19 protein-coding genes are annotated in these 22,032 nt (G+C 69.0%); 10 read left to right on the top strand and 9 right to left on the bottom strand.

Annotation, left to right across the window (positions count from 1 at the left end; genetic code table 11):
• Window positions 1-7: 7 nt before the first annotated feature.
• Complete coding sequence (locus tag E9229_RS10425) at window positions 8-766, bottom strand: TIGR03089 family protein (protein WP_183511139.1); 759 nt, start codon at window positions 764-766, stop codon at window positions 8-10.
• A 293-nt stretch (window positions 767-1,059) separates the two neighbouring features.
• Between E9229_RS10425 and E9229_RS10430 the strand changes: the two genes are divergently transcribed.
• The 3 genes from E9229_RS10430 to E9229_RS10440 are packed head-to-tail and all read left to right on the top strand — an operon-like array spanning window position 1,060 to window position 6,496.
• Window positions 1,060-1,569, top strand: coding sequence for a WhiB family transcriptional regulator (locus E9229_RS10430; RefSeq protein WP_183511140.1), 510 nt, complete (start codon window positions 1,060-1,062; stop codon window positions 1,567-1,569).
• A 29-nt stretch (window positions 1,570-1,598) separates the two neighbouring features.
• Window positions 1,599-4,895, top strand: coding sequence for a glycosyltransferase (locus E9229_RS10435; RefSeq protein WP_183511141.1), 3,297 nt, complete (start codon window positions 1,599-1,601; stop codon window positions 4,893-4,895).
• Entirely contained in the window at window positions 4,892-6,496 is a 1,605-nt protein-coding gene (locus E9229_RS10440; protein ID WP_183511143.1) for a DUF5719 family protein, read from the top strand. Before E9229_RS10435 ends, E9229_RS10440 begins: the two co-directional genes overlap by 4 nt.
• Here E9229_RS10440 and E9229_RS10445 read toward each other — a convergent pair.
• Window positions 6,493-6,990, bottom strand: coding sequence for a metallopeptidase family protein (locus E9229_RS10445; RefSeq protein ID WP_183511144.1), 498 nt, complete (start codon window positions 6,988-6,990; stop codon window positions 6,493-6,495). The genes E9229_RS10440 and E9229_RS10445 overlap by 4 nt on opposite strands.
• A gap of 85 nt (window positions 6,991-7,075) precedes the next feature.
• Here E9229_RS10445 and E9229_RS10450 point away from each other — a divergent pair, with 85 nt between their 5' ends.
• Genes E9229_RS10450 through ahcY form a run of 3 tightly spaced genes read left to right on the top strand, consistent with a single transcriptional unit; the run spans window position 7,076 to window position 9,126 of the window.
• Entirely contained in the window at window positions 7,076-7,453 is a 378-nt protein-coding gene (locus tag E9229_RS10450; RefSeq protein WP_183511145.1) for a DUF3499 domain-containing protein, read from the top strand.
• Window positions 7,454-7,471: 18 nt separating this feature from the next.
• The gene (locus tag E9229_RS10455) at window positions 7,472-7,657 is read left to right on the top strand and encodes a Trm112 family protein (RefSeq protein ID WP_183511146.1); all 186 of its coding nucleotides are present in this window, start codon (window positions 7,472-7,474) and stop codon (window positions 7,655-7,657) included.
• Window positions 7,658-7,659: 2 nt separating this feature from the next.
• Window positions 7,660-9,126 carry an adenosylhomocysteinase gene (ahcY, locus tag E9229_RS10460; protein WP_183511147.1) on the top strand — a complete coding sequence of 489 codons (1,467 nt, stop codon included), beginning with the start codon at window positions 7,660-7,662 and terminating at the stop codon, window positions 9,124-9,126.
• A gap of 208 nt (window positions 9,127-9,334) precedes the next feature.
• Here ahcY and E9229_RS10465 read toward each other — a convergent pair whose 3' ends face one another.
• On the bottom strand, window positions 9,335-10,126 hold the full coding sequence (locus E9229_RS10465) for an RDD family protein (RefSeq protein ID WP_183511148.1): 792 nt from the start codon (window positions 10,124-10,126) through the stop codon (window positions 9,335-9,337).
• A gap of 88 nt (window positions 10,127-10,214) precedes the next feature.
• On the opposite strand from E9229_RS10465, the gene E9229_RS10470 reads away from it, so the two are divergent.
• Together E9229_RS10470 and E9229_RS10475 are read left to right on the top strand one after the other, a co-directional pair.
• On the top strand, window positions 10,215-11,210 hold the full coding sequence (locus tag E9229_RS10470) for a stage II sporulation protein M (protein ID WP_183511149.1): 996 nt from the start codon (window positions 10,215-10,217) through the stop codon (window positions 11,208-11,210).
• A 16-nt stretch (window positions 11,211-11,226) separates the two neighbouring features.
• A complete protein-coding gene (locus E9229_RS10475; RefSeq protein WP_246380467.1) occupies window positions 11,227-12,387 on the top strand; it encodes a TIGR01906 family membrane protein in 1,161 nt (386 codons plus the stop codon).
• A gap of 94 nt (window positions 12,388-12,481) precedes the next feature.
• Here the strand turns inward: E9229_RS10475 and E9229_RS10480 are convergent, their stop codons facing one another.
• The 4 genes from E9229_RS10480 to E9229_RS10485 all read right to left on the bottom strand — a co-directional run bounded on the left by E9229_RS10480 (window position 12,482) and on the right by E9229_RS10485 (window position 15,682).
• On the bottom strand, window positions 12,482-13,084 hold the full coding sequence (locus tag E9229_RS10480; RefSeq protein ID WP_312855664.1) for an AMP-binding protein: 603 nt from the start codon (window positions 13,082-13,084) through the stop codon (window positions 12,482-12,484).
• A 191-nt stretch (window positions 13,085-13,275) separates the two neighbouring features.
• Window positions 13,276-13,410 (bottom strand): hypothetical protein, encoded by a 135-nt coding sequence (locus E9229_RS19690; protein WP_281369513.1) that lies wholly within the window; start codon window positions 13,408-13,410, stop codon window positions 13,276-13,278.
• A gap of 374 nt (window positions 13,411-13,784) precedes the next feature.
• Complete coding sequence (locus tag E9229_RS19695) at window positions 13,785-13,919, bottom strand: PHD finger domain-containing protein (RefSeq protein WP_281369514.1); 135 nt, start codon at window positions 13,917-13,919, stop codon at window positions 13,785-13,787.
• A gap of 155 nt (window positions 13,920-14,074) precedes the next feature.
• Complete coding sequence (locus E9229_RS10485) at window positions 14,075-15,682, bottom strand: dolichyl-phosphate-mannose--protein mannosyltransferase (RefSeq protein WP_183511150.1); 1,608 nt, start codon at window positions 15,680-15,682, stop codon at window positions 14,075-14,077.
• A 65-nt stretch (window positions 15,683-15,747) separates the two neighbouring features.
• On the opposite strand from E9229_RS10485, the gene rsmI reads away from it, so the two are divergent.
• Together rsmI and E9229_RS10495 are read left to right on the top strand one after the other, a co-directional pair.
• Window positions 15,748-16,593 (top strand): 16S rRNA (cytidine(1402)-2'-O)-methyltransferase, encoded by an 846-nt coding sequence (gene rsmI, locus E9229_RS10490; RefSeq protein ID WP_312855665.1) that lies wholly within the window; start codon window positions 15,748-15,750, stop codon window positions 16,591-16,593.
• 142 nt (window positions 16,594-16,735) lie between these two features.
• Entirely contained in the window at window positions 16,736-18,217 is a 1,482-nt protein-coding gene (locus E9229_RS10495; protein WP_183511151.1) for an NAD-dependent succinate-semialdehyde dehydrogenase, read from the top strand.
• An 82-nt stretch (window positions 18,218-18,299) separates the two neighbouring features.
• On the opposite strand, the gene E9229_RS10500 is transcribed toward E9229_RS10495, so the two are convergent.
• Window positions 18,300-20,678, bottom strand: a complete 2,379-nt coding sequence (locus E9229_RS10500) for a transglutaminase TgpA family protein (RefSeq protein ID WP_183511152.1) — start codon at window positions 20,676-20,678, stop codon at window positions 18,300-18,302.
• Complete coding sequence (locus tag E9229_RS10505) at window positions 20,675-22,015, bottom strand: DUF58 domain-containing protein (RefSeq protein WP_183511153.1); 1,341 nt, start codon at window positions 22,013-22,015, stop codon at window positions 20,675-20,677. Before E9229_RS10505 ends, E9229_RS10500 begins: the two co-directional genes overlap by 4 nt.
• Between the last annotated feature and the right edge of the window lie 17 nt (window positions 22,016-22,032).

The raw sequence follows: 22,032 nt of genomic DNA on the forward strand, positions 1-22,032 counted from the left end.
CGTTCGCTTAACCGCTCGACGCGGCGGTGCTGGGATCCTGGCCTTGCTCGTCCAGGCGCCGTCCGATGCGCTCGCCCGCGAGAAGCGATTCGCCGACATCCATTCCGGCCTCGACGAGCACCACCGCGTCGCCGGCCTTCCAAATGGCCAGGGCCGAACGCAGCGCGCTGACGCAGGGCATCGCCGCGCAGAGCAGTGCGGTGCCGCCGGGGGAAGAATCGGCGAAGAGCCGCGCATAGTCTAGGGTCGCTCCGCCGCCGGTCAGTGCCGGGGAGTCGCCCGCGACGGCCTCGGGGAAGTAGGAATCGGCAAACGAGCGCACCTCGGCGGAGAAGTCCAGGGCGCCGGCGGGGATGGCTCCGGCAAAGCGCATGGCCAGTGACGGAAGGGCGACGACCATGAGTTCCGGTGCTGCGGCGGCGCGCTCGGTTTCGGGGTCCGCGGTCACCCACAGGTCGAGAGCCGGGGTGGTCCCGGTGCCCGTATCCGTGCAGACCCATTGAGCGCCGAGCTGCCAGCAGGCCAGTGCGATGGCAAACGTTTTCCAGTGCGGCTGCAGGTCGCTGCCCACGACCGACCCCTCCTCGATGTCGAATTCTTCGGAGAGCAGGTTGGCGGTTTTGGCCACCCAGTTATCGAATACCCGCCCGCTGAGTTCAACTCGTTCACCGGAGAGCGAGTACCAGGTAAGCCAGGGGGAAGTGGAATGCCGGACCGGTGCGAGCAGTGATTCGGCAAAAGCCGACTGGCCTGTGTGCGATGACATGTGGTGCTCCTCTGAAGGCTGTGAATTCGCCGGGAATCTAAGAAACTCGACGTGGCTTCGGTGCGGCGCGGAAATTTCCGGGCGTGGCGTGACCGTCATTCAAAGATATACGTCTATAGAATCCCCGAGCCCACTTGACTGATAGTGAGTTACACCAGTGTAATTAGATAGTGCGTCGACGGGTCGGTGGAATTCTTCCCGGAATCTCGCCCGTTTCAATCGGGCAAGTGCCGTCGGTGCCATTCCAAGCGGCATCGCCGCAACGCAATGAACAGTGGGAAGGTCCTATCACCATGGGGAACGTGGAGCGCAGCTTCGAAAACGCAGTAACGCCGGTGTCGGCGTCAGCGTCAGCGCGCCAAAGCCCGCGTGGGGTCCCGGCCGACTGGTTCTTGGATCCTGCCATCGACTCCGATGCCTCGACGCTGGAGGGAATGGCCAACGAAATTCTTGCCCTGCGCCCCGACGCATTAGCGCACCCCCCGAACATCGAGGCCGAAGAGCCCGAATGGGTTCCCGCGACCCCCGCCTCCACGCCGGCCAAGGCGATCTGGATCGGCCTGGGCGCCGTCGAAGACGAGGGCGAACTCGGCTGGCAGTCCGAGGCATTGTGCGCGCAGACCGACCCCGAGGCGTTTTTCCCGGAAAAGGGCGGCTCCACCAAGGACGCAAAGCGCGTCTGCGGGGCATGTAATGTGCGTTCCGAGTGCCTTGAATACGCATTGACCAACGACGAACGATTCGGCATTTGGGGCGGATTGTCGGAGCGCGAACGCCGTCGGTTGCGGAAGCAGGCAGTCTAATTCTCCCAAGTATTCGCGTCACGGCCATCGTGACGTCTCATAACGGTGGCCGTTTCATTCCCCAAACCATGGATGCGCTGCGCGCCCAGACCCGTCAAATAGATCGCTTCATCGGAGTCGACGCGGGATCGTCCGACGGCTCCGAGGAACTGCTGCGCGCCGGACTACCCGGCAACGCGCAGGTGCTGCAGGTGCCACCCCATTCGCTGGGGGCCTCCGTCGCGGCTGCCGTCGCGGCGCTTGAACCCCTGAAACCCGAGTACGAGGAATGGCTCTGGCTGATCCATGACGACTCGGCGCCCGCCCCGGACGCGTTGGAAATCCTGCTCACCACCGTTGAAGCCACGCTCTCGGTGACCATCGCCGGGTGCAAGCAGCTGGATCGCACCAGCCCGCGCCGGCTACTCGACGTCGGCCTGGGCATCAACAAGCATGCCGAACGGGTCACCCTGATCGAGATCGACGAGGTCGACCAGGGTCAATATGACAGCCGCACCGACTCGTTTGCCGTGAATTCGGCCGGCATGCTCATCAAGCGCTCGGTCTTCGAGGAGCTCGGTGGCTTCGATCCCGCCCTGCCCGGGGCCGGCGACGACCTGGACCTGTGCTGGCGCAACCGGCTGCTGGGCAAACGCGTGGTCATCGTGCCGGCGGCGAAGATGTTCCATGAACCGGACGTGGTCCGCTCGCTGGCGGGGCCCCGCGAGGTGCGTCGGGCCGAGGTCTACCTGCGCCTCAAGCACGCCCCCGCCGCCAAAGTGCCGTTCCTGGCCATCGGTGCGCTCATCGGCGCCTTGTGCCGGCTGGTCGGATCGCTGATCTCCAAGGATCCCGCCTACGCCTTCTCCCAGCTGGGTGCCACCCTCTCAGCCATGTCCCATCCGGTGAAGCTGGCCCGTTCGCGGCGCTCCGCCGCAGCCACCCGCAAGGTTCCCCGCTCCTCCATCGACCGGCTGCTCACCGACCAGCACCTCGTGCGAGAACACCGCCGGCACCTGCTCCAGGCGATGGACCACGACGAGGTCCATGGCGACGGAACCGGCGCCACCGCCGCTCCATCGAACCCCTCGGGCGACGCCCGCAACGATTTCACGGCGCTGGCCACCCCGGCACGCACCAGCGCGGCGGTCAGCGCCATCCTGGCGGTTTCGGGGGCCCTGGTGCTCTCGCTGATCGGCCTGCGTTCGTTAATCGGAGCACCGGCACTCGGTGGCGGCTCGCTGCTGCCCGTCTCCGTGGTTCCGGCGGAGATCCTGAACAATGCGTTCGGCTGGTGGCAGTCGCTGGGCGTCGGCAGCCCCGGCGCCGGTGACAGGTTCGACCTCCTGCTGTGGCTGGCCGCCCTCCTTGGAGGCGGAAACGCCAACCAGGCGCTGGTGCTGCTGACGCTGTTGGCCATGCCAGTGGCGGCGCTCAGCGCCTGGATCGGCGCCGGGGCGGTCACCTCCGGACGCGCCCCACGCCTGCTGGCCGGCCTGCTCTGGGCAGTCTCCCCGGCGCTTCAGGTGGCTCTGGGCTCGGGACGCCCCGGCGCGGTGCTGGTCCACGTGCTGCTCCCACTGCTGCTGCTGGCGCTGTTGCGCACAGTCGGCGCCGCCTCGCCACCGGCGTCCGATCCGGCTGCCCACGGCAGCGAACCGGTACGCCCCGGATTCAACGGCGTCCCGTCGTGGGCCGCGGCTGCGACTGCCTCGCTGCTGCTGGCCGTCATGGCCGCCGCCTCACCGGCGCTGGCGCCGGTGGCGCTTGTCCTGCTGGTGCTCTTTGCGCTGCTGCTCGGATCCCGGGGCAAGACCCTGTGGTGGGTGCCGCTGCCGATGCTCGCCGCCGCCTTGCCGACGGTGGTCTCGGCCTGGGGCAACACGCGTGCCCTGCTTGCAGATCCCGGCCTGCCCCGGGGCTTCACCCCGGCACCGCTTTGGGAACAGGTGCTCGGCTTCCCGGTGGCCTTCGATCCGGCCTCCCCGCTGGTCGGAATCGTTCCCGGCTGGCTGCCCGCTGCCCCGTGGGCCATGGTGGCCGCGCTGGCGATCGGGGTGCCGGTCCTGGTGCTTGCCGTCTGCTCGCTCTTTGCCATCGGCCGTAACGGCCGGTTGGCGAAGATGATGTGGCTCGTGGGAGTGCTGGCGCTGGGTGCCGGCTACGGTGCCGGTTTCATTGCCACTTCCGTGGCCTCCGGGGTGCTGGTCACACCCTTCACCGGGCCGTTCACCTCGGTCTTCGCCTTCTGCATGATCCTGTGCGCGGGACTGGGCATCCAGCACCTGCGGACCGCCGGAAACCGGAGCCACGCCCCGGAAAAGGGGCACCGCCTGGTGCTTTCCACCGCCACCGTCATGGTGCTTGTCTCGCTGGCTGCTGGATCCGCGCTGTGGCTGGGCACCTGGAACACCGCCCAGCTCGTGGAGCCCGTCGCCACAACGACCCTGCCGGCCACGGCTGCCGATCGGGCGGCCGGGGCCTTCGAGGACCGGTCACTGGTCATCGCCCCGGGCGATGCCGGATCGATGACCGCCGCGCTGATGAGCGGAGGCGGAACCACGCTCGATTCGCTCTCCGGGATCGTTGCGGCAAACACGCTCACCGGTTCGCTGCTGGCCCCGGAAAGGCGCCCCGCCGATGGCTCAGAGGAGCTAATCCGACAGACGGTTGCCACGCTTGTTTCCGACTCCGCCATCGACCCGCGGCCGGCACTGAGCGAGCTCGGCGTCGGATTCATCGTGCTGCAGGAAACCACCGGCGGCATCGGCCACCTGGCGGCGCAGCTCGATGCCGTGCCGGGCCTCGCCCCGGTGGGCCGCACCGATGCCGGCTGGCTCTGGCGCGTCCAGGCCACGGGCGAACTGCTGGGCACCGAGACGGTCAACGACTCGACCGCGCGGGTACAGATCCGTGAAAACGGGAAGTCCACCACGCTGCTGCCTTCGCACCGCGGGGAGGTCGCCGGGGCCCCGGTGGCGCCCGGCGATGCCGGACGCATGCTGGTGCTGGCCGAACGCGCCGACCCGGGATGGCGCGCCACCCTCGACGGACAGGCGCTGCCCCAGGCCGATTCCGGCTGGGCCCAGGGCTTCGACCTGGGTAGCTCTTCCGGGGAGCTGACGGTCGGCCACGTCGACTTCTGGAAGTATCCGGTCATGGCACTGCAGGGACTGGTGCTGATCATGGCGTTGCTGCTCGCGGTCCCCGTCCCGTCGCGGCGCCGCTTCGCCGGACGCCGGCTGGTGGAATACCGCACCACTGGCCAGGCCGAATCGATCGGCGATCTCGATGCCGGACAGGCAGCGGCCAACGTGGAAACCACCGAGAAGAGGACACGGAAATGAGCCAGAGCCTGCGTCCGCGCAAAAAGACCCGACGCGTGCTGGGTGCGCTGGGTGCCACCGGCCTGTTGCTGGCCACCGTTGCCGGTGTCTCGGCGCAAGCCGTGCTGACGCCCGAACGGGCGGCCACCGACCCCGGGGTTCCCCTGACCGCCTTGCCCGCCGGCGACGCCATGGCGCTTTGCCCTCCGGATGTGCGCCTGGTCAAGGGTTCGGGCGAGGCCGGCACCGACCCGCAGTACGCCCCGGCCTCCAAGAGCGCGAAGACGGCGATCCGCGCCACGGTGCTCTCCGACGCCTCCGGGCGGCTGCCTGGGTCGGCGCTGCACCGGCTCGACGCAACGGTCGAACGCGAGCTCGACCGCCGCCTGAGCGAATCCGATGCGGCCGAACTCAGCGCCACGGGAACCGACGGGCTGACCCGGCTCAAGGCCAGGGTTTCCTCCGGCAACACCACTGCGGGGGCGGCCTACCTCTCGGCACAGGCGCTGGGCGGTTTCGAAACGCGGGCAGCCGCCGTGCGCAGCCACGCTTCGGGCGACGGAGACCTCGCCGGACTGGCCGTCGCCGGATGCACCGCACCCACGGCCGACGCCTGGCTGGTCGGGGCCATGACCACACCCGGCTCCACCTCGGTGCTCAACCTCGAAAACCCTTCGGCGTCCCCGGCCACCATCGACATTTCGCTGCGCGGGTCCGAGGGCCTGGTCGATGCCCCGAACCTGCGGGGCATCGTGCTGGCACCCGGTGAGGAACGGGCCGTGATCCTGGCTGGCTACGCGCCGAACCAGGCGGCGCTCTCGGTCCAGGTGGCGGCGTCGGGCGGCCGCGTCCAGGCGGTCATCCAGCAGTCGGTGCTGCGCGGGCTGACCCCCGGAGGCGTCGACTACATCGGCGCCGGGGCCCCGCCCGCCACCACGCAGGTCATTACCGGGATCGAACTCCAGGATCCGGCGCTGGCAGGTGAAATCTCCGGGCAGCAGGGCTACGACGATGCCGTCCCGGAGCTGCAGGCCACGGTTCCCGACGCCGAGGGCGCGACCATCAAGGTGCGCCTGTTCGGCGCCGGGGGAGAGGTGCGGCTGCCCGGGGGCGAGCAGGTCATCGCCGCCGGCAACTCAACGGTGCGCATGGCGCTGGGCGGGCTCCCCGCCGGAACCTATACGGCCGTGCTGGAAGCCGACAATGCGATGGCTGCCTCGGCGCGGATCGTGCGCGGCGCCAAGGCGGGAGAACCCGTCGACACCGGATGGCTGCCGGCGGCCCCGCGCCTGGGCAGCGAACACCTGCTGGTGCTTCCCGAACTGGCAGCCGCCAAACTGTCCTTCTCCGCCCCGCTCGAGGCCGGGACGCTGGAGCTGCGTCCACTCGCCGGCGACGGCGGCGTGGGTGCCGTGCGCAAGGTCGAACTGCCGGCCGGCAAGACCATCACGCTGAACCCCGGTGATCTGGGCGGCGGGACGGTTGCCGTGCTGGTCTCCGCCTCCGGGGGCGCCAGCTATGGGTCGGCCGTGCTCACCGCCGGGAGCACCGGGATCTCCGGGATGCGTTTTCCCGACGGCCCCGCGGGCCAGCGCGGCGTCCCGGTGGACATCAGGAACTAGCGGCCGGGCCGGTTCCAGCGTCCGTAGCCGGGATCGACCTCTTCGGGGTCCTTGGCCATCAGCTCGGCGACCAGCTCGACCACCGCGTCGTGGACCACGTCGGGCAGCTCCATCGCGGAGGGGCTCAGCTCCTCCACCGGGCGGCGGAAGATGGTCGCCCGGGCCCCGCGCCGGGGCGTCGCCGCCAAGGCCTTGCCCAGCGGCACCCGCGTGCCGGTGGCAGCCGCCTTGTCCAGCACCTTGCGCCCGGGTGTCTGCTCGATCCGGAAGTCGATGCCGATTACCGTCTCGCCCCAGAGCTCGCCGAGCCGTTCGATCGACTCCGCGACCAGGTCCTCAAAGCGTTCGAGCCGGGTCCGGGCCCCGGGCAGGTCCTGGTGCATCAGTGAGCCGCGCAACCCGCGCCCGTGCCGATTGCGTCGGCGCCGGATGAAGGGGCGGGTGCTGCCGGGGGCATCGGCCTGTGAGAGGTCGATGGAAAGATGCGGTTCCATGGAACAAGCCTAGGTCACCCCGGCACCGGGGTGAGGGTGCGGTGCTGCCGGGAAAAGCCGGTGCCACCCGGTACGCTGTTTTAACGTGGGATCCCTAAGAAACTGTTCGCGTTCAGCATGCCGCCAATCCGCCGTGGCCACCCTGACGTACGTGTATGCCGACTCGACGGCGGTGCTCGGTCCGCTGGCGACTTACGCCGAACCGCACTGCTATGACCTGTGCGACATTCATGCGGAACGGCTCACTGTTCCCCGCGGCTGGAACGTGCTGCGCCTTCAAATGCCCGGCCGTGCCCGGGTCGCCGCCGATGACCTCTATGCGCTGGCCGATGCCGTGCGCGAGAGCGTTCCCGCACCCGCCCCCGAGCCGGCCCAGTCGCGCAGCAATGCCGAACGGCTCGAGGCCCCGGCCGGAGCAGACATGACGCGCCGCCACCTGAGGGTCCTGCGCGAAGAGCACTAAGGCCTTAAGCTGGGGACCATGTCGAACATTTCTCCCCAGCTGCTTTCAGTCCTGCGTTGCCCGGTCACCGGCTCGCCCCTGGTCCAGGAGGGCGACGAACTGCTCTCCACCGTTGCCGGAGCAGACGGGGTGCCCGTGCACTACCCGATCACCAACGGCATTCCGGTACTGCTCAAGCCCTCCGATTCATCCGGGGAACACTGATCATGGCCCTCGAATTCAGGGTCGCCGACCTGTCCCTGGCCGAGGCCGGGCGCCATCAGATCCGCCTAGCCGAATTCGAGATGCCCGGACTGATGTCCCTGCGCGCCGAATACGGCGCATCCAAGCCACTGACCGGGGCCCGCATCGCCGGCTCGCTGCACATGACGGTGCAGACGGCAGTGCTCATCGAGACGCTCGTTGAGCTCGGCGCCGAGGTCCGCTGGGCCTCCTGCAACATCTTCTCCACCCAGGACGAGGCCGCCGCCGCCGTCGTCGTCGGGGCCGGCACCGTGGCGGAGCCCGCCGGCGTGCCGGTCTTCGCCTGGAAGAACGAATCATTGCAGGACTACTGGTGGACGGCCGAGCAGATCATGACCTGGCCCGGGGCCTACGCCCGTCCGGAGCTTGGGCCGAACATGATCCTGGACGACGGCGGGGACGCGACCATGCTCGTGCACCACGGCGTGGCCTTCGAAGCGGCAGGCTCCGTCCCGGACGCCACGGCGGAGGATTCCCACGAATACTCGATAGTGCTCGACACGCTGCGCGCCTCGATGGCGGCCGATCCGGGCAAATGGACCAGGATCGCGGCTCGGCTGCGCGGGGTCACCGAGGAAACCACCACCGGTGTCATGCGCCTGTACCAGCTGGCCGAGGCCTCTACCCTGCTTTTCCCGGCGATCAACGTCAACGACTCGGTGACCAAGTCCAAGTTTGATAACAAGTACGGGATCCGGCACTCGCTGCCCGATGGCATCATGCGCGCCACCGACGTGCTGATTGGTGGCAAGGTGGTCGTCGTCTGCGGCTACGGCGATGTGGGCAAGGGCGCCGCGGAGGCCATGCGCGGCCAGGGGGCCCGGGTCATCGTCACCGAGATCGACCCGATCTGCGCGCTGCAGGCGGCGATGGACGGCTACCAGGTGGCGCGGCTGGAATCGGTGCTCGGCACCGGTGACATCTTCGTGACCACCACCGGCGGCAAGGACATCATCATGGCCGCCGACATGGCCAGGATGAAGAACAAGGCCATCGTGGGCAACGTCGGGCACTTCGACAACGAGATCGACATGGCCGGGCTCGCCCTGGTGCCCGGGGTGAGGAAGGTCGAGATCAAAGCCCAGGTCCACGAGTGGGTGTTCGACGCCGGCGCGGCCTCCGAACGTTCCGTCATCGTGCTCTCCGAGGGCCGGCTGCTGAACCTGGGCAACGCCACCGGCCACCCCTCGTTCGTGATGTCCAATTCCTTCACCAACCAGGTGATTGCGCAGATCGAGTTGTTCTCCAAACACGCAAACGGCGAGTACCCGGTCGGGGTCCACGTGCTGCCGAAGGTCCTCGACGAAAAGGTCGCCCGGCTACACCTGGCGGCGCTCGGCGTCGAACTGACCGAGCTCAGCGCCGAACAGGCGGCCTATCTGGGCCTGGACCGGTCCGGCCCGTACAAGTCGGACATGTATAGGTACTGATGCTCGGCGCGGCTTCCGAAAGCGAACCCCGCAGGCCTGGCTCGCCGGGGCTTTCCCCGCCCGGTGCCCTTGTCCGCCGCCGCCAGCATCATGGGCAGCCGCAGGCGGACGGTGGCCGCCTTCCCGGATCCGGGGCATGACCGGCAGGAAGGATGCATTCTCTCCTGGCTTAGCCAGGTCTCGGACGACATCGCGCGGGAGCGGCGGCTCAGGAGTGCGGGAGTCGGTGCAGCCGTTGCCCGATGGCGGCGGCGCGTTCGTGTTGTGCGCTGAGCCTGGCGAAGTCCCGGGAACGGCGTTCGGCGATCACGGCCGCTAGGAAGTCCTCGGCCGAGGTGCCGGCCGGCGGGGAGGGTGCCACGTGGACGTGGACCTCGGTGGCCAGCGCCGAGGCCATGGTGGTCCGGGCCGCGGGGGACATGCCGGCGGTCAGCCGGGAAAAGCGGGAGATCCGTGCGCCCAAGCGGTCCGGCACCCGGCCCAGATCGGCCAGCTCGGCCCAGGCCCGCAGGTGTCCGGGAACGTGCAGGACGGCCGGGACGTAAGCCCTGCGGCGCTCGCGCAGCGCATAAGTGCCGGCCAGGAGGTCGCCGAGCCGCTTGCCGCGCTCGTTGAACAGCGCAGCGAGGATGGCTAGGGTTCCGAAAGTGACGATGATTTCCAGCAGCGCGGTCACCGAGCGGATCAGCGCATGGCGCAGCCTGATCGACCCGCCGTCGTCGCGCACGATACGCAGGCCCATGGCCAGGCGGCCCAGCGACCGGCCGCGGGACAGAGCCTCTACCAGGGCCGGGGCCAACACCAGGCACAGGGCGCCGAGCGCGATGGTCAGGGCCCCGGTGGCCGATCCGTCGAGCTGGAGCGCCAAGGCAAGGACCAGGCACAGGACATAGGTCCCGATGTAGATCAGGTAGTCGAGCAGGCAGGCGACGGCGCGCGGCAGCACGGTGGCGGCATCGACCTCGAGTTCGACGCCCTCGCCGGTTACGACTGTGCCCATGGAGCTGTTTTCCCCTTCCGGTGCCGCGGCGCCGCAGTCCGCGGTGCGCTTGAGACCTCTAGCCTAGGGCCTCGGCTAGGCTGGAGTGGTGGATCTCGACGCCTTCGTGGCAGTACACCAGCAGGATTGGGCGCGGTTGGATGCGCTCTCGGCGCTTCGGCGGCCCACCGGGGCGCAGATCGATGAGTTCCTGGCGCTCTACGAGCGGACCTCGGCACACCTCTCGATGATCAGGTCCATCGAGGCTGGCACCGAGGTCTCCGCCGACGTCTCGGCCCGTCTGGCCAGGGCCCGGACCCGGTTCACCGGCGTCCGCGGCAATGCGGGACTTGCGGTATCAGATTTCCTGACCACCACGCTGCCCGCTGCCCTGTACCGGCTGCGCCTCCCAACGCTGGTCATAGGCACGCTGTTTTGCCTGGTCGCGCTGGCCTTCGGGGCCTGGGTAGCCCGGAACCCCGCCGTGCTAGCGGCGATGGGCGATCAGGCGGAGCTCGGGCGCTACGTCAACGAGGAGTTCGTCGCCTACTATTCCACCGACACGGCGGCGAGTTTCGCCGGGGCGGTCTGGACAAACAACGCGCAGATCGCGGCGCTGTCGGTGGCCTTCGGCATCACCGGGATCCTGGTTCCCTACATGCTGTTTCAGAACGCCATGGGCATCGGCATCTCCGGTGGGGTGATGGCCAGCCACGGCCAGGCCGATACCTTCTTCCTTTACATCCTTCCGCATGGCTTCATGGAGCTGACCGCCATCTTCGTCGCCGGGGCGGCCGGGCTGCGGATCTTCTGGGCATGGGTGGCGCCGGGCCCACGCCGACGCGTCGAGGCGCTGGCCGCCGAGGGCCGATCGCTGATGACGGTGGCGTTGGGACTGGTGCCCATCCTGCTGGTGTCGGGACTGGTGGAGGGGTTCGTGACACCGAGCGGGCTGCCGGGCTGGGCGCGACTCGGCCTTGGACTGTGCGTGGTTGTGGGCTATTGGGTGTATACGCTGGTATTGGGTCGCCGCGCAGTGGCCCGCGGGGCCACCGGAGATTTGCAACGATATGAGGCCGGTGCCACGGCACCGCGAGCCGGATGAGATGGAGCGGGGCCGCATGGAAAGGAACCAGAAGCAGATGACGGACAAGGACGAGGCGACGCCGAACACGCCGGCCAAGGCGACCCCAGGGGCGCAGTCTGATGCGCCGGCCGAGACACCGGCAGCAGGAACCGAAGCTTCCTCCGCACGGGATGCCGCCGGCGCGGCCCCCGCCGTTCCGGCTAGGCCGGCAGCGGCTCCCTCGGCCGGGCCCGCAAAGGCCCCCGCCGACGCGGAAGAGGTCTTCGACGTGATTGCGGCCATTCCCGTTGAACCATGGCCGACATCGACCCCCTCGGCGCCGGCGACCAGCGCCCTTCCCGCACCTGCACCCACTGCTGCACCGGCCACCCGGCCCGCGGCCGTGACCGAGGCCCGCAACATGGTCTTCGGTAGCCAGAACCCGGTTCCCGAACCGAGCCCCGCGGCGCGGGAGCGCCGTGCCGCCCGCGAGGCTGCCTTGGACTCCAAGCCGCCGATGGGCCGCTTCCTGCAGGTGGTGCTGGCCGTGGCCTATCCATTCCTGCTGTTGATCGCCGCCGTGCGCTTGATCGCCTCCTCCGCCTTCCTCTGGGTCGCCTACCACCTCCCCGGTTTCCCGGCAGACCCGTTCGGTTTCACCACCGCCGACCGGCTCACCTACGGCTCCTACGGCGTGGACTACCTGAACAACGTCGCCGACTCACGGTACCTGGGCGGGCTGCGCAGTACCTCCGGGGCCCCGCTGTTCCTGGAGTCAGAAGTCGCGCACATGAGCGACGTGAAGGACGTCATTGGGCACACCTACGTGGCCGGCATCATCCTGGCCGTGCTGGCCGCGATCTGCCTGATCTACCTGGGCCGGCGCTACGCCGGGGGGATCCGCCGCGGGCTCTTCGCCGGATCGGTCGCCATGATCGGGCTGATCCTCGTGCTGGGCGGCCTCGCCGTCTGGAACTGGGAGGGATTCTTCACCTCGTTCCATGAGGTGTTCTTCGCGAACGGCACCTGGACGTTCAGCTACTCCGACACCTTGATCCGCCTCTATCCGCCGCAGTTCTGGATCGATGCGGGCATCGGCATCGGTGTCACGGCCCTGGGCGTGGCCGTCGCCACGCTGATCGGCACCTGGCCGACGGCGCGCCGCCGGGAACGCTCCCGGCTGGCCCAGCAGGCACGTGCCTTCGGCCTGGACTGAGGAGGCAGGCCCGGACCGGGTACCCAGACGCGCAAGAGCGGTCCCCGAAATTCATCGGGAACCGCTCTTGCCGTGTCCGGCCGCGGGTCAGCGTTCATAGGGTTCCTGGATCCGGTCCTCGAACGAGCAGGCCACAGCGGCGCGCTTGAGCTTCAGGAACGGCGCCAGGTGTCCGGATTCCTCGGTGAAATCGGCCTCCGGCACGGAGAACTCCCGGATCGGCTCCGCCACCGCCGACTACCATCCATGGAAGCAGCCGCGAGGCGCGGACCAGCTCCTCCAGCGGTTCGGGAGCCACGTTCTTGCCTCCGGCCGTGACCAGGATGTCCTGCTTGCGCCCGGTGATGGTCGGCAATCCGTCATCGTCCAGTGTCCCGATGTCTCCGCTCATGAAGAAACCGTCGTCGGTGAATGCCGGCGCCGCCGCCTCGGGATGGCCGTGGTGCCCGGCAAAGACACCGATGCCCTTGATGAGCACTTCGCCGTCCCGGGCGATCCTGATCGTGGTTCCGGGGATCGGCAGCCCGACCGAACCCACGCGCACGGCACCCGCCATATTCACCGTGGCCGGTGCCGTGGCCTCGGGCAGTCCGTATCCCTCCAGCAGCCCGATTCCGGCGCCGCGCAAGACGTGGGTGAGGTCGGCGTTCAACTGGCTGGCACCGGAGAGCGTGTGGTTGGCGCTGCCGCCGAGCACGGCGCGGCTTGGGATAGGGCACCTTGTCGAAGAACGCGTGACGTACCCACAAGGAGGAGGAGAAGCGAGGATTCTCGCCGCGGGCCCGGGCATCGGCCGCCTTCGAATATCCGATGGCGGCCGCATCGCTCCGGCGAAGAGCGACGCTTTGCCGGAGTGGCCGCGTGCGCCACTGTGGTGCCGGCATGCACTCACATCTGTTGCACGGACCGCGCCAGCACGTGGGACAGTGGCAGGAACATCAGCGTGCGGTAGTCGGTGCCCGGCACCTCCTTCATGTGCGGGGTGATGTTGACGGAGACCAAGGCGAAGTTCGCGTGCGTCAACTGGCAGCCCTTGGGTGGCCGGTGGGATCAGAGGTATAGACCAGCGGCGCCACGTCCTGGAGCCTGCGCGATGTCCGGGGGCCTCCACCTTGGCGTCGAACACCGCTGAGGCAACGCCGGCGGCCAGCAGCATGCCCAGGCCCGCCGAGGGGATGGGGGAGCCGGACCCGGATCGGATTCTTCAGCGAACACCCAGCGCCGCACCGTTTCGCCCAGGTTGCGCGTCGCGGCGGCAGCCACATCGCGGCACGGCGGGTTCTCGACAAAGAGGTGCCTAGCCCCGGCTAACCAGATGGCCTGCTCGGCCAAGGCCCATTCGTAGCTGGTGCGGGACTTGAGTGCCACGGCATCGCCATGGCGGACGCCCGCGGTGCTCAGCCCCGGGCGGCACGGCGCACGCCGGCGACGAAGGCCGCCGTGGAAACATGGACCCAGTCCGCTCCGCGCTTGACACCGTAGAGGGCGCCGCCGCGCCCGAGGCGGTCAATGGGCAGCTGGCTGGTGTTCAACTCCTCCGGCAACTCCATTAAAGGTCGGTGCCCGCTTCGCGCACTGGGCGCTCCGGCCTGTCGCAGGGGTAAAACATGGTGAATGACGGGGGAGGGTCTGGGTACGCTGCACATCGCCCACGCCGAGGCCTTTCCGGCGGGCCGTCGTGCTGTGCTCAGGACCAGCTGGGCATCCAAATGCGCAGGCGCCAGGCGTCGTAGCTGATCATCTGAGCAGTCCACACCGGCCAGAAGAAGGCCGAGGTAACTAGGACCAGGACCAGGAAGAAGGACACCCCGATCAGGTTCCGCCGCCGGTGCCAGGGCGCCTGCCCGGTGCGTGGCAGGCACTTGCCGATGACGAAGCACACAGCCAGCACCATGAACGGCTGGAAGGCAATGGTGTAGAAAAAGAACATGGTTCGGTCCGGGTAGGCGAACCAAGGCACGAACCCGGCAAGCAGCCCCGAGAGGATGGCGCCGGCGCGCCAGTCCCGGGCGCCGATCCAGAACAGCAGAACCACCAGCAGGCTCAACGTCGCGGACCACCAGAAGATCGGGTTGGGCAGGTCGGTGATGGCCCGCACGCAGGAGGCGATGGTGCAGCCGTCCTGCCCGGCGCTGCTGCCCTGGTAGTGGAAGAGTGTCGGCCTCCCGGAAAAGAGCCAGGACCAGGGAGAGGATTCCCAGGCATGGTCCGAGGACAGGGACTGGTGGAACGCGTAGGCGCTGCGGTGGTAGTCGGCCAGTGAACGAAGCGGGCCGGGGATCCAGTCCAGGACGCCACCTGGATGGGTGCCGGCCCAGTGCCTGTTGTAGCCCCCGTAGGTCACGAACCATCCCGTCCAGGTGAACAGGTAGGTGATGGCCGTGGCCGGAATGATGGTGAGGAAGGCCGGAATGCCCTCGCGCAGCAGGCCACCGAGCACCCAGTGCCGGATCCCGGCCCGTCGCCGCGCGCCCAGGTCCCACAGCACCGTCAACAGGCCGAAGACGGCAATGAATGAGAGCGCCGACCACTTCACCCCGAGCGCCCCGCCCAGGGCCACGCCAGCCACCAGCCGCCACGGGCGCCAGAGCAGCCACGGCCCGTACCGCAGCGCCCGCGCCCCGTGCCCCGCCGCATGGGCGTCGGCCAGTGCGGCCGCCAGCTTCTCCCGCCCGTGGAACCTGTCGTTGAGCAGCGCCCAGAAGGCCACCACGATGAAGAACATCAAGAAGATGTCCAGCAGCCCGGTGCGCGAGAGCACCAGGTGGTGCCCGTCGACGGCCGTCAGCAGCCCCGCGATCCCGCCGAGCAGCACCGAGGAGAACAGCCGTTGGGCGATCAGCGCGATGAACAACACGGAGAGCGTGCCGAAGATCGCCGGTCCGGCGCGCCAGCCAAGCCCGGTGTCGGTCCCGAAGACGAGCATCCCCAGTGCGATCATCCATTTGCCCAGCGGCGGGTGCACCACGTACGAGGGCTCGTTGAGCGGTGCCGGATTGCCGGCGAGGAAGCCGGGGTTCGGGTCCTCGCCCCACCGCTGCTCGGTGCCCGAGTGCAGCATCGTGTACGCATCTTTGACGTAGTAGGTCTCGTCGAAGGTCAGCAGGTGCGGATTGTCGAGGTTCCAGAAGCGCAGCACGCCGGCAAGGAGCATGACGGCCAGGGGTACCAGCCATCCGGCATGCCCGAAGACCAGCCGGGGGCCGAGCAGGCGGGCCGAAAGGACGGCATGCTGGTAGGCCCGGTGCGGGGATATCAGCCAGCGCTGTGCCGGGTTGGTAGCCAAGGTGCTCATCAGGGGCAACTCTACCGGGGAAGGGCACTGCAGCCCGGGAGGCGCCCTGACGGTAGGCTTGTGCGGTGGATACTACAGTGCCCGGTGGGCGAATCGTGTTGGCTGCAACCCCGATCGGCAATCTGGGTGATGCATCGCCGCGGCTGGTCGAAATCATGCAAAGCGCCGATGTCGTCGCCGCCGAGGACACCCGGAGGTTGATCCACCTGGCCCAGGGCCTGGGCATCAGGGTTCCGGGCCGGCTGATCAGCTACCACGAGCACAACGAGGACCACCGCATCAAGGAACTTCTCGAGCAGGTCAACGGCGGTGCGACGCTGCTGGTGGTCTCCGACGCCGGCATGCCAGTGGTCTCGGACCCGGGCTTCAAGCTGGTCGCGGCCGCCGTGGCCGCGGGCGTGGAGGTCACGGCGATCCCCGGCCCCTCAGCGGTGCTCACGGCGCTGGCGCTGTCCGGCCTGCCGAGCGACAGGTTCACCTTCGAGGGCTTCCTGCCGCGTAAGACCGGGGACCGGGCCACGCGCCTGGGCGACCTGCAGGACGAGCGCCGCACCATGATCTTCTTCGAGGCGCCGCACCGGGTCGAGGCCATGCTGCGTGCCTTGCGCGATGCCTTTGGTGATGACCGCCGTGCCGCGGTGGCCCGCGAGCTGACCAAGATGCACGAACAGGTCATCCGCGGTTCGTTGCTGGAGCTGCTGGCCTGGGCCGAGGGCGAGGTCCGCGGCGAGATCGTCGTGGTGGTCGAGGGAGCCGCGGAGGGCGAGGCCCCGCGCGCCACCGACCATATGGCGTCGGTGCAGGCGCTGGTCGCCGACGGAATGCGGCTCAAGGACGCCGTGGCCGCCGTCGCAGAATCCGAACGCGTCTCCAAGCGCGAGCTCTACGCCGCGGTGCTCGCCGCCCGGTAGCCGTAGAGCGATGAGCGGGGATGGGATACCTGCACAAGAACGGGGGCAGGTCATAGTGCAACCGGGAATTTACACCGGCACCCGGCGGCACTAGCGTGGGAAGCGAAAACAACCCACCTGCGTCATTTCGGAGTGTACTGCCATGACTATTTCCCCCGAGCGCGAAGCCGCGCTGCTTGCTTCGGTACCCACCGGCCTGCTGATCGACGGCCAATGGCGCGACGCCTCCGACGGCGGAACCTTCGACGTGCACGACCCGGCCACCGGCAAGCTGCTGGCCACTCTGGCATCCGCCACGTCCGAGGACGCGATGGCGGCACTGGACGCGGCTTCGGCCGTCCAGGCCAAGTGGGCGCTGACGGCCCCGCGGACACGCGCCGAGATCCTGCGCCGGGCCTTCGACCTGGTGATGGAGCGCGCGGACGACTTCGCGCTGCTGATGACCCTGGAAATGGGCAAGCCGCTCGCCGAGGCCCGCGGCGAGGTCACCTACGGCGCCGAGTTCCTGCGCTGGTTCTCCGAGGAGACGGTGCGCGACTACGGCCGCTACCTCACCACGCCCGAGGGTAAGAACAAGATCATCGTGCAGACCAAGCCGGTGGGCCCCTGCCTGCTGATCACCCCCTGGAACTTCCCGCTGGCGATGGCCACGCGCAAGGTCGCCCCGGCGATCGCCGCCGGGTGCACCATGGTGCTCAAGCCAGCCAAGCTGACCCCGCTGACCTCGCAGCTGTTCGCCCAGACCATGCTCGATGCCGGCCTGCCCGCCGGTGTGCTGAACGTCGTCTCCTCGGCCTCGGCTTCGAAGATCTCGGCCCCGCTGATGGCCGATGACCGCCTGCGCAAGGTCTCCTTCACCGGTTCCACGGCCGTGGGCAAGATGCTGATGAAGGAAGCAACGAACAAGGTGCTGCGCACCTCGATGGAGCTCGGCGGCAACGCCCCGTTCCTGGTCTTCGAGGATGCCGACCTGGACGCGGCAGTCGAGGGTGCCATGGCGGCGAAGATGCGCAACATGGGCGAGGCCTGCACGGCCGCGAACCGCTTCCTGGTCCATGAGTCGGTGGCAGCCGAGTTCACGGAGAAGTTCGCCGCAGCCATGGGCGCACTGACCCCGGGCCGTGGCACCGAGCCCGGCTCCACCGTCGGCCCGCTGATCGATTCCAATGCCCGTGCCGACGTGCACGCACTGGTCACCGCGGCCATCGAGGCAGGCGCCGTGGCAGTCACCGGCGGCGCACCGGTTCAGGGCGATGGCTACTTCTACCAGCCGACGGTGCTGTCCAACGTCGCCAATGACGCTGAGATCCTGCGCCAGGAGATCTTCGGCCCGGTCGCACCGGTCACCACGTTCCGTGACGAGGCACACGCCATCGAGCTGGCCAACAACAGCGAATACGGGCTGGCCTCGTACATCTACACCCGCGACCACAACCGGATGTTCCGGGTTGCCGAGCAGATCGAATTCGGCCTGGTTGGATTCAACGCCGGCGTCATCTCCAACGCGGCAGCGCCGTTCGGCGGCGTGAAGCAGTCGGGCCTGGGCCGCGAGGGCGGCGCCGAGGGCCTGGCAGAGTACACCACGACCCAGTACATCGGCATCGCCGACCCGTACGCGGTCTAGCCGCCACAGCGCACCAACCGGACGGCGGCCGGAGCTCCCCCTGGGGGGGGGGGGGGGGGGAAGCTCCGGCCGCCGTCCGGCGTTAAGCCACCGGTTCGCCGGAGTGTCCCCGGTCCGCTGCCCGCCCGATCAGTGAGCGCGGGGCGAAGCCGGCCAGGAGCCGGCCGCGGGGATCTGCATCCTCGCGCAGCGCGGCGTGGGCGGCCTCCACCGCGGCCCGAAGCCCGGGCGTTTCCGGGGACCCGGAAGCCGCATACGTTTCGCGTTCGTAGGCCGCGCGGAGCAGTCCGAGGGACTCCGCGGCTTGAGGAAGCCCGGCGGTGAGCCGCCGCGCGTAACCGGCTGCCGATTCGGCACTTTGCATCGGTACCCCGTAGTCGGTGCCCAGGGCGACGAGTTCCTCCCAGGCCGCGGCGCCGGTGCCGGCGGACACCCGGCGCCGACGCGCGATCGTGCGCAGCAGGCGCGGAACGAGTCCGGCCAGCAGCAGGCCCGGCAGCACGAACACCTGCCACGGCAGCTGGGCGCCGGATCCGGGACCCGGTCCCGTTCCGGGGTCGGCCTGCCCCTGCGGTACAGGGGAGGGCGAAGAGCTTGGTATCGGGCGCGGTGCCCGGGTCGGGTTGGCTTCCGGCTGCGTCTGGGGGGTCGTTTCGGATTCCAATGCCGAGCGGGCATACGACGGGGTGCGGCCGCGCCCGGGCGTCGGTTCGAACGGGACCCAGCCGGCACCCTCGAAGTACAGTTCGGGCCAGGCATGGGCGCTGCGGCTACTGAGTGCGTAGCCGCTCAGCTTGCTGCCGTCGGTTCCGGTGATGCTGGTACCGGTGCTGCGTCCGGGCGCGTAGCCGGTGACGATCCGACTGGGAATGCCCAGGGTGCGGGCCATCAGCGCCATCGAGGAGGCGAAATGCACGCAGTATCCGGAGCGTTTTTCCAGGAACGCGACCACCACGGCGACCCCGCTGCCGTCGTAGCCGTTTTCCAGCGGCGTCTGTTCGGAGTAGGTGAATGAGCCGCCGCGCAGGTAGTCCTGCAGGGCCACCGCCTGGTCGAAGGGATTGCCGGCGTTTTCGGCGTCCACCGCCGTGCGTGCCGTTTCCACGATCGAGCGCGGCATATCGGCGGGCATGGACAGGTACTCCTGGGGCACGCCTACCCCGCCGCTGTCGCCCGGTCCGAGTGCGCGCATCCGTGCGGGACTGACCTGCGGGTTGAAACTGGTTGCCGTGTACTGCTGGGACGTCGTCGAGGTGCCAGGCTCGGCGCGCAGCGTCCAGGTATCGCCGGACCAGGACCAGTCTCCGCGCAGACCCGTCACGGTCCGGGTGTCGCCCGGCAGCGGCAGCCAGGGGCTGTTGTAGAGTCCGGTGCGGATCTCGGTGGTGGTGGGGTCCACCAGCGCCACCGCGTATTGCACCTGATCCACGGGCAGGGCGCCGTCGAAGGACTGGCGCCCATCGGATTCGCTGGGTTTCCATTGCGCCTGGTCCAGGTTTCCCACGATCGAGGTGCGCAGGTAGACCGGGTCCGGGGAATTGCTGAAGTAGGTCAGCGAGGTGGATTCGGAACCGTCGCGCAGGTTGTTGCCCAGGGTGAGCAGCGGGTTCACTCCGGTGGGGGTGCCGAACAGGTGCGGGCGTTGTCCCTGCGGCAGCGCACCGGAGCTGAATCCGGGCAAGGCCAGGGGCACCAGCAGCATCACCGCCACGGCAGCGGCGATCAACAGCATCCCCTGCGGCGCCGAACCGCCCCGCAGGCTGCCGGGGACTGCATCCTGATGGATGTGGATCCGTAGCAGCGCCGCCTCCATCCGCCGGCCCGCGGCCAGTACCAGCAGGTATCCGGCGGCGCCCAACAGGAGGAAAACCAGCCCGGCACCGTCGGGCTTGAATAGTGCCGAGACGGCCAGCAGGATGAGCGGAGGGATGCCAGCCACTGCCGGAAGCCGCAGCCCGAAAGCCAGGAACTCGACGCTCAGTGCCACGGTGCCGGCGCCCAGCGCTACCAGGAGGACTACCGGACCGGTGGCATTCAGAGGGGCGATCTGGGACATGATCTGGTCTTGGAGATCGATCGCCACCAGCCGCACCCCGGCCACCGTCCGCGGAGTGGGGATGAAGCCGAGCAGTGCCGTATTGGAGAAGAACAGGAACGTCTGGCTGGCCACGAGCCCTGCGGCGGCCACCACCGAGGGCAGGAGCGATCGCCCTCCCAGAGTCCGGGTCAGGGCGGCGGAACCGAGCGTCAAAAACAGCGTGAACAGCACCTGCGGGAGCCAGGAATAGCCCTGGACGACGCCGTTCAGCGACAGGGCGGCGGCGCCGGTGAGGGTGAATGCCGCCAGCGCAGCGAACCATGCGGCCCGGGCATGCTCCGGGTCCCGGGGAAATCGTCGGGAGCCCGCACCGGGTTCGGGAGCCGGTGGAGGGGGGACCGGGCGCTGGAGTGTCGAAGTCATCGCCGCAGGCCCCCGAGCCGCGCCCAGGCGTCGGCCACCGTTGTCCCCTCGGGGACCGCCGCGACGTTCCAGCCGGCCCGGCCCATGGTGGCTGCCGCTGCCGCCGAGCCGCTGCTTATGGCCAGTACGCCGACGGGACGGGTGGACCCGAGCGATTCGACCCATTGATGGGCTTCGGCCGCGACCAGGTCCCCGGTGATCAGCACCAGCGGATCACGGGAATGGCGGACCGCCGCCGAAACGCCGATGGCGGATCCGGCCGGTTCCCGGTGCCTTTCGTGCTGGGTCGGCGTCTCGAGTCCGAGCGCCGCCAAGACCAGGGCCAAATCGAGGTCGGCCCCGGGGCCGGAGTAGGTTTCGGTGGCGTGATCCGGTGCCGAGGCCGAAAGCCGCCCCAGCGGGGTACCGCGGTGATCGGAAACCTGCACCGCATAGCCCAGCGCCGCCAGGTGGGCACCGACGCTCAGCGCCGCGGTGACGGCCCATTCGAAGCGCGCCGTGGTGGGCGCGGGCCGGGCGGGATAGCAGGGCACCGACTCCTGATCCACGGAAGAGAGCGGACCGGCCCGGTAGGAAGCGGGGCGGCGGTCCAACAGGACCGTGGCGCGCGGGGTGGATTGGTAGTCCTCCTGCCTGACCATCAATGCGCCGTGGCGGGCCGTGGCAGGCCAGTGGATCCGCCGCACCGAGTCCCCGTCCCGGTATTCACGGGTCATCACATCGAACGAGTCGGGCGTGGAGAGCTTGCTCGTCCGCGCTTGGCCGTGGCTGCCGATGTCCCCGGCCAGGGAGGTGGGCAGCAATTGCTCGGGGACCGGGACGATGGTCAGCGACGATGCCGCATCCACTGCACCGGGTCGTTCGGACAGCCCGAACGGATCGGTGAAGCGTGCGGTGACCGGCCCGACGGGGTAGACGCCGCGGTGGGTCGGGCGCAGCCGATAGGTGAAGGCGGCGCAGGGGTAGAGGAACTCGGGGCCCGGACCGAAGCCTTCGGGCAGTGCCTCAGTGAGCAGCAAAGTGCCCGGGGAAGGTCCGGAATGCCCCGGTTCCAGGCGCACCGTCACGGCATCGCCAGCCTGGGCGACGGCCGGGTGGAAGCTGCGTGAGATGTTCAGCGGGCTACGGCCGAAGCGCAGCAGCGCAGCGGCCAGCAGCGGGGCCGCCAGCAGGAACAGTGAGATGTTCAGCAGCTCGCGCCGACCCATGATCCATGCGGCCAGTAGCAGGACCACGCCCGCGACGAACAGGCCCCAGCCGCGCGGGGTCAGGAAGCCCAAATGCACCCGGGCACGCAGGCTCGGCCCTTTGTCGATGGCTCCGTCGCGTCCGCCCATGCCGGTTCCAGAGCCCT

It is taken from the genome of Paeniglutamicibacter cryotolerans (assembly GCF_014190875.1).
GTDB lineage: Bacteria > Actinomycetota > Actinomycetes > Actinomycetales > Micrococcaceae > Paeniglutamicibacter > Paeniglutamicibacter cryotolerans.

Excerpts from the sequence above, each read along its gene's own strand:
- E9229_RS10425 (WP_183511139.1), bottom strand. The coding sequence starts at position 766 with ATGTCATCGCACACAGGCCAGTCGGCTTTTGCCGAATCACTGCTCGCA.
- E9229_RS10430 (WP_183511140.1), top strand. The coding sequence starts at position 1,060 with ATGGGGAACGTGGAGCGCAGCTTCGAAAACGCAGTAACGCCGGTGTCG.
- E9229_RS10440 (WP_183511143.1), top strand. The coding sequence starts at position 4,892 with ATGAGCCAGAGCCTGCGTCCGCGCAAAAAGACCCGACGCGTGCTGGGT.
- E9229_RS10445 (WP_183511144.1), bottom strand. The coding sequence starts at position 6,990 with ATGGAACCGCATCTTTCCATCGACCTCTCACAGGCCGATGCCCCCGGC.
- E9229_RS10455 (WP_183511146.1), top strand. The coding sequence starts at position 7,472 with ATGTCGAACATTTCTCCCCAGCTGCTTTCAGTCCTGCGTTGCCCGGTC.
- ahcY (WP_183511147.1), top strand. The coding sequence starts at position 7,660 with ATGGCCCTCGAATTCAGGGTCGCCGACCTGTCCCTGGCCGAGGCCGGG.
- E9229_RS10465 (WP_183511148.1), bottom strand. The coding sequence starts at position 10,126 with ATGGGCACAGTCGTAACCGGCGAGGGCGTCGAACTCGAGGTCGATGCC.
- E9229_RS10475 (WP_246380467.1), top strand. The coding sequence starts at position 11,227 with ATGGAAAGGAACCAGAAGCAGATGACGGACAAGGACGAGGCGACGCCG.
- E9229_RS10485 (WP_183511150.1), bottom strand. The coding sequence starts at position 15,682 with ATGAGCACCTTGGCTACCAACCCGGCACAGCGCTGGCTGATATCCCCG.
- E9229_RS10495 (WP_183511151.1), top strand. The coding sequence starts at position 16,736 with ATGACTATTTCCCCCGAGCGCGAAGCCGCGCTGCTTGCTTCGGTACCC.
- E9229_RS10500 (WP_183511152.1), bottom strand. The coding sequence starts at position 20,678 with ATGACTTCGACACTCCAGCGCCCGGTCCCCCCTCCACCGGCTCCCGAA.
- E9229_RS10505 (WP_183511153.1), bottom strand. The coding sequence starts at position 22,015 with ATGGGCGGACGCGACGGAGCCATCGACAAAGGGCCGAGCCTGCGTGCC.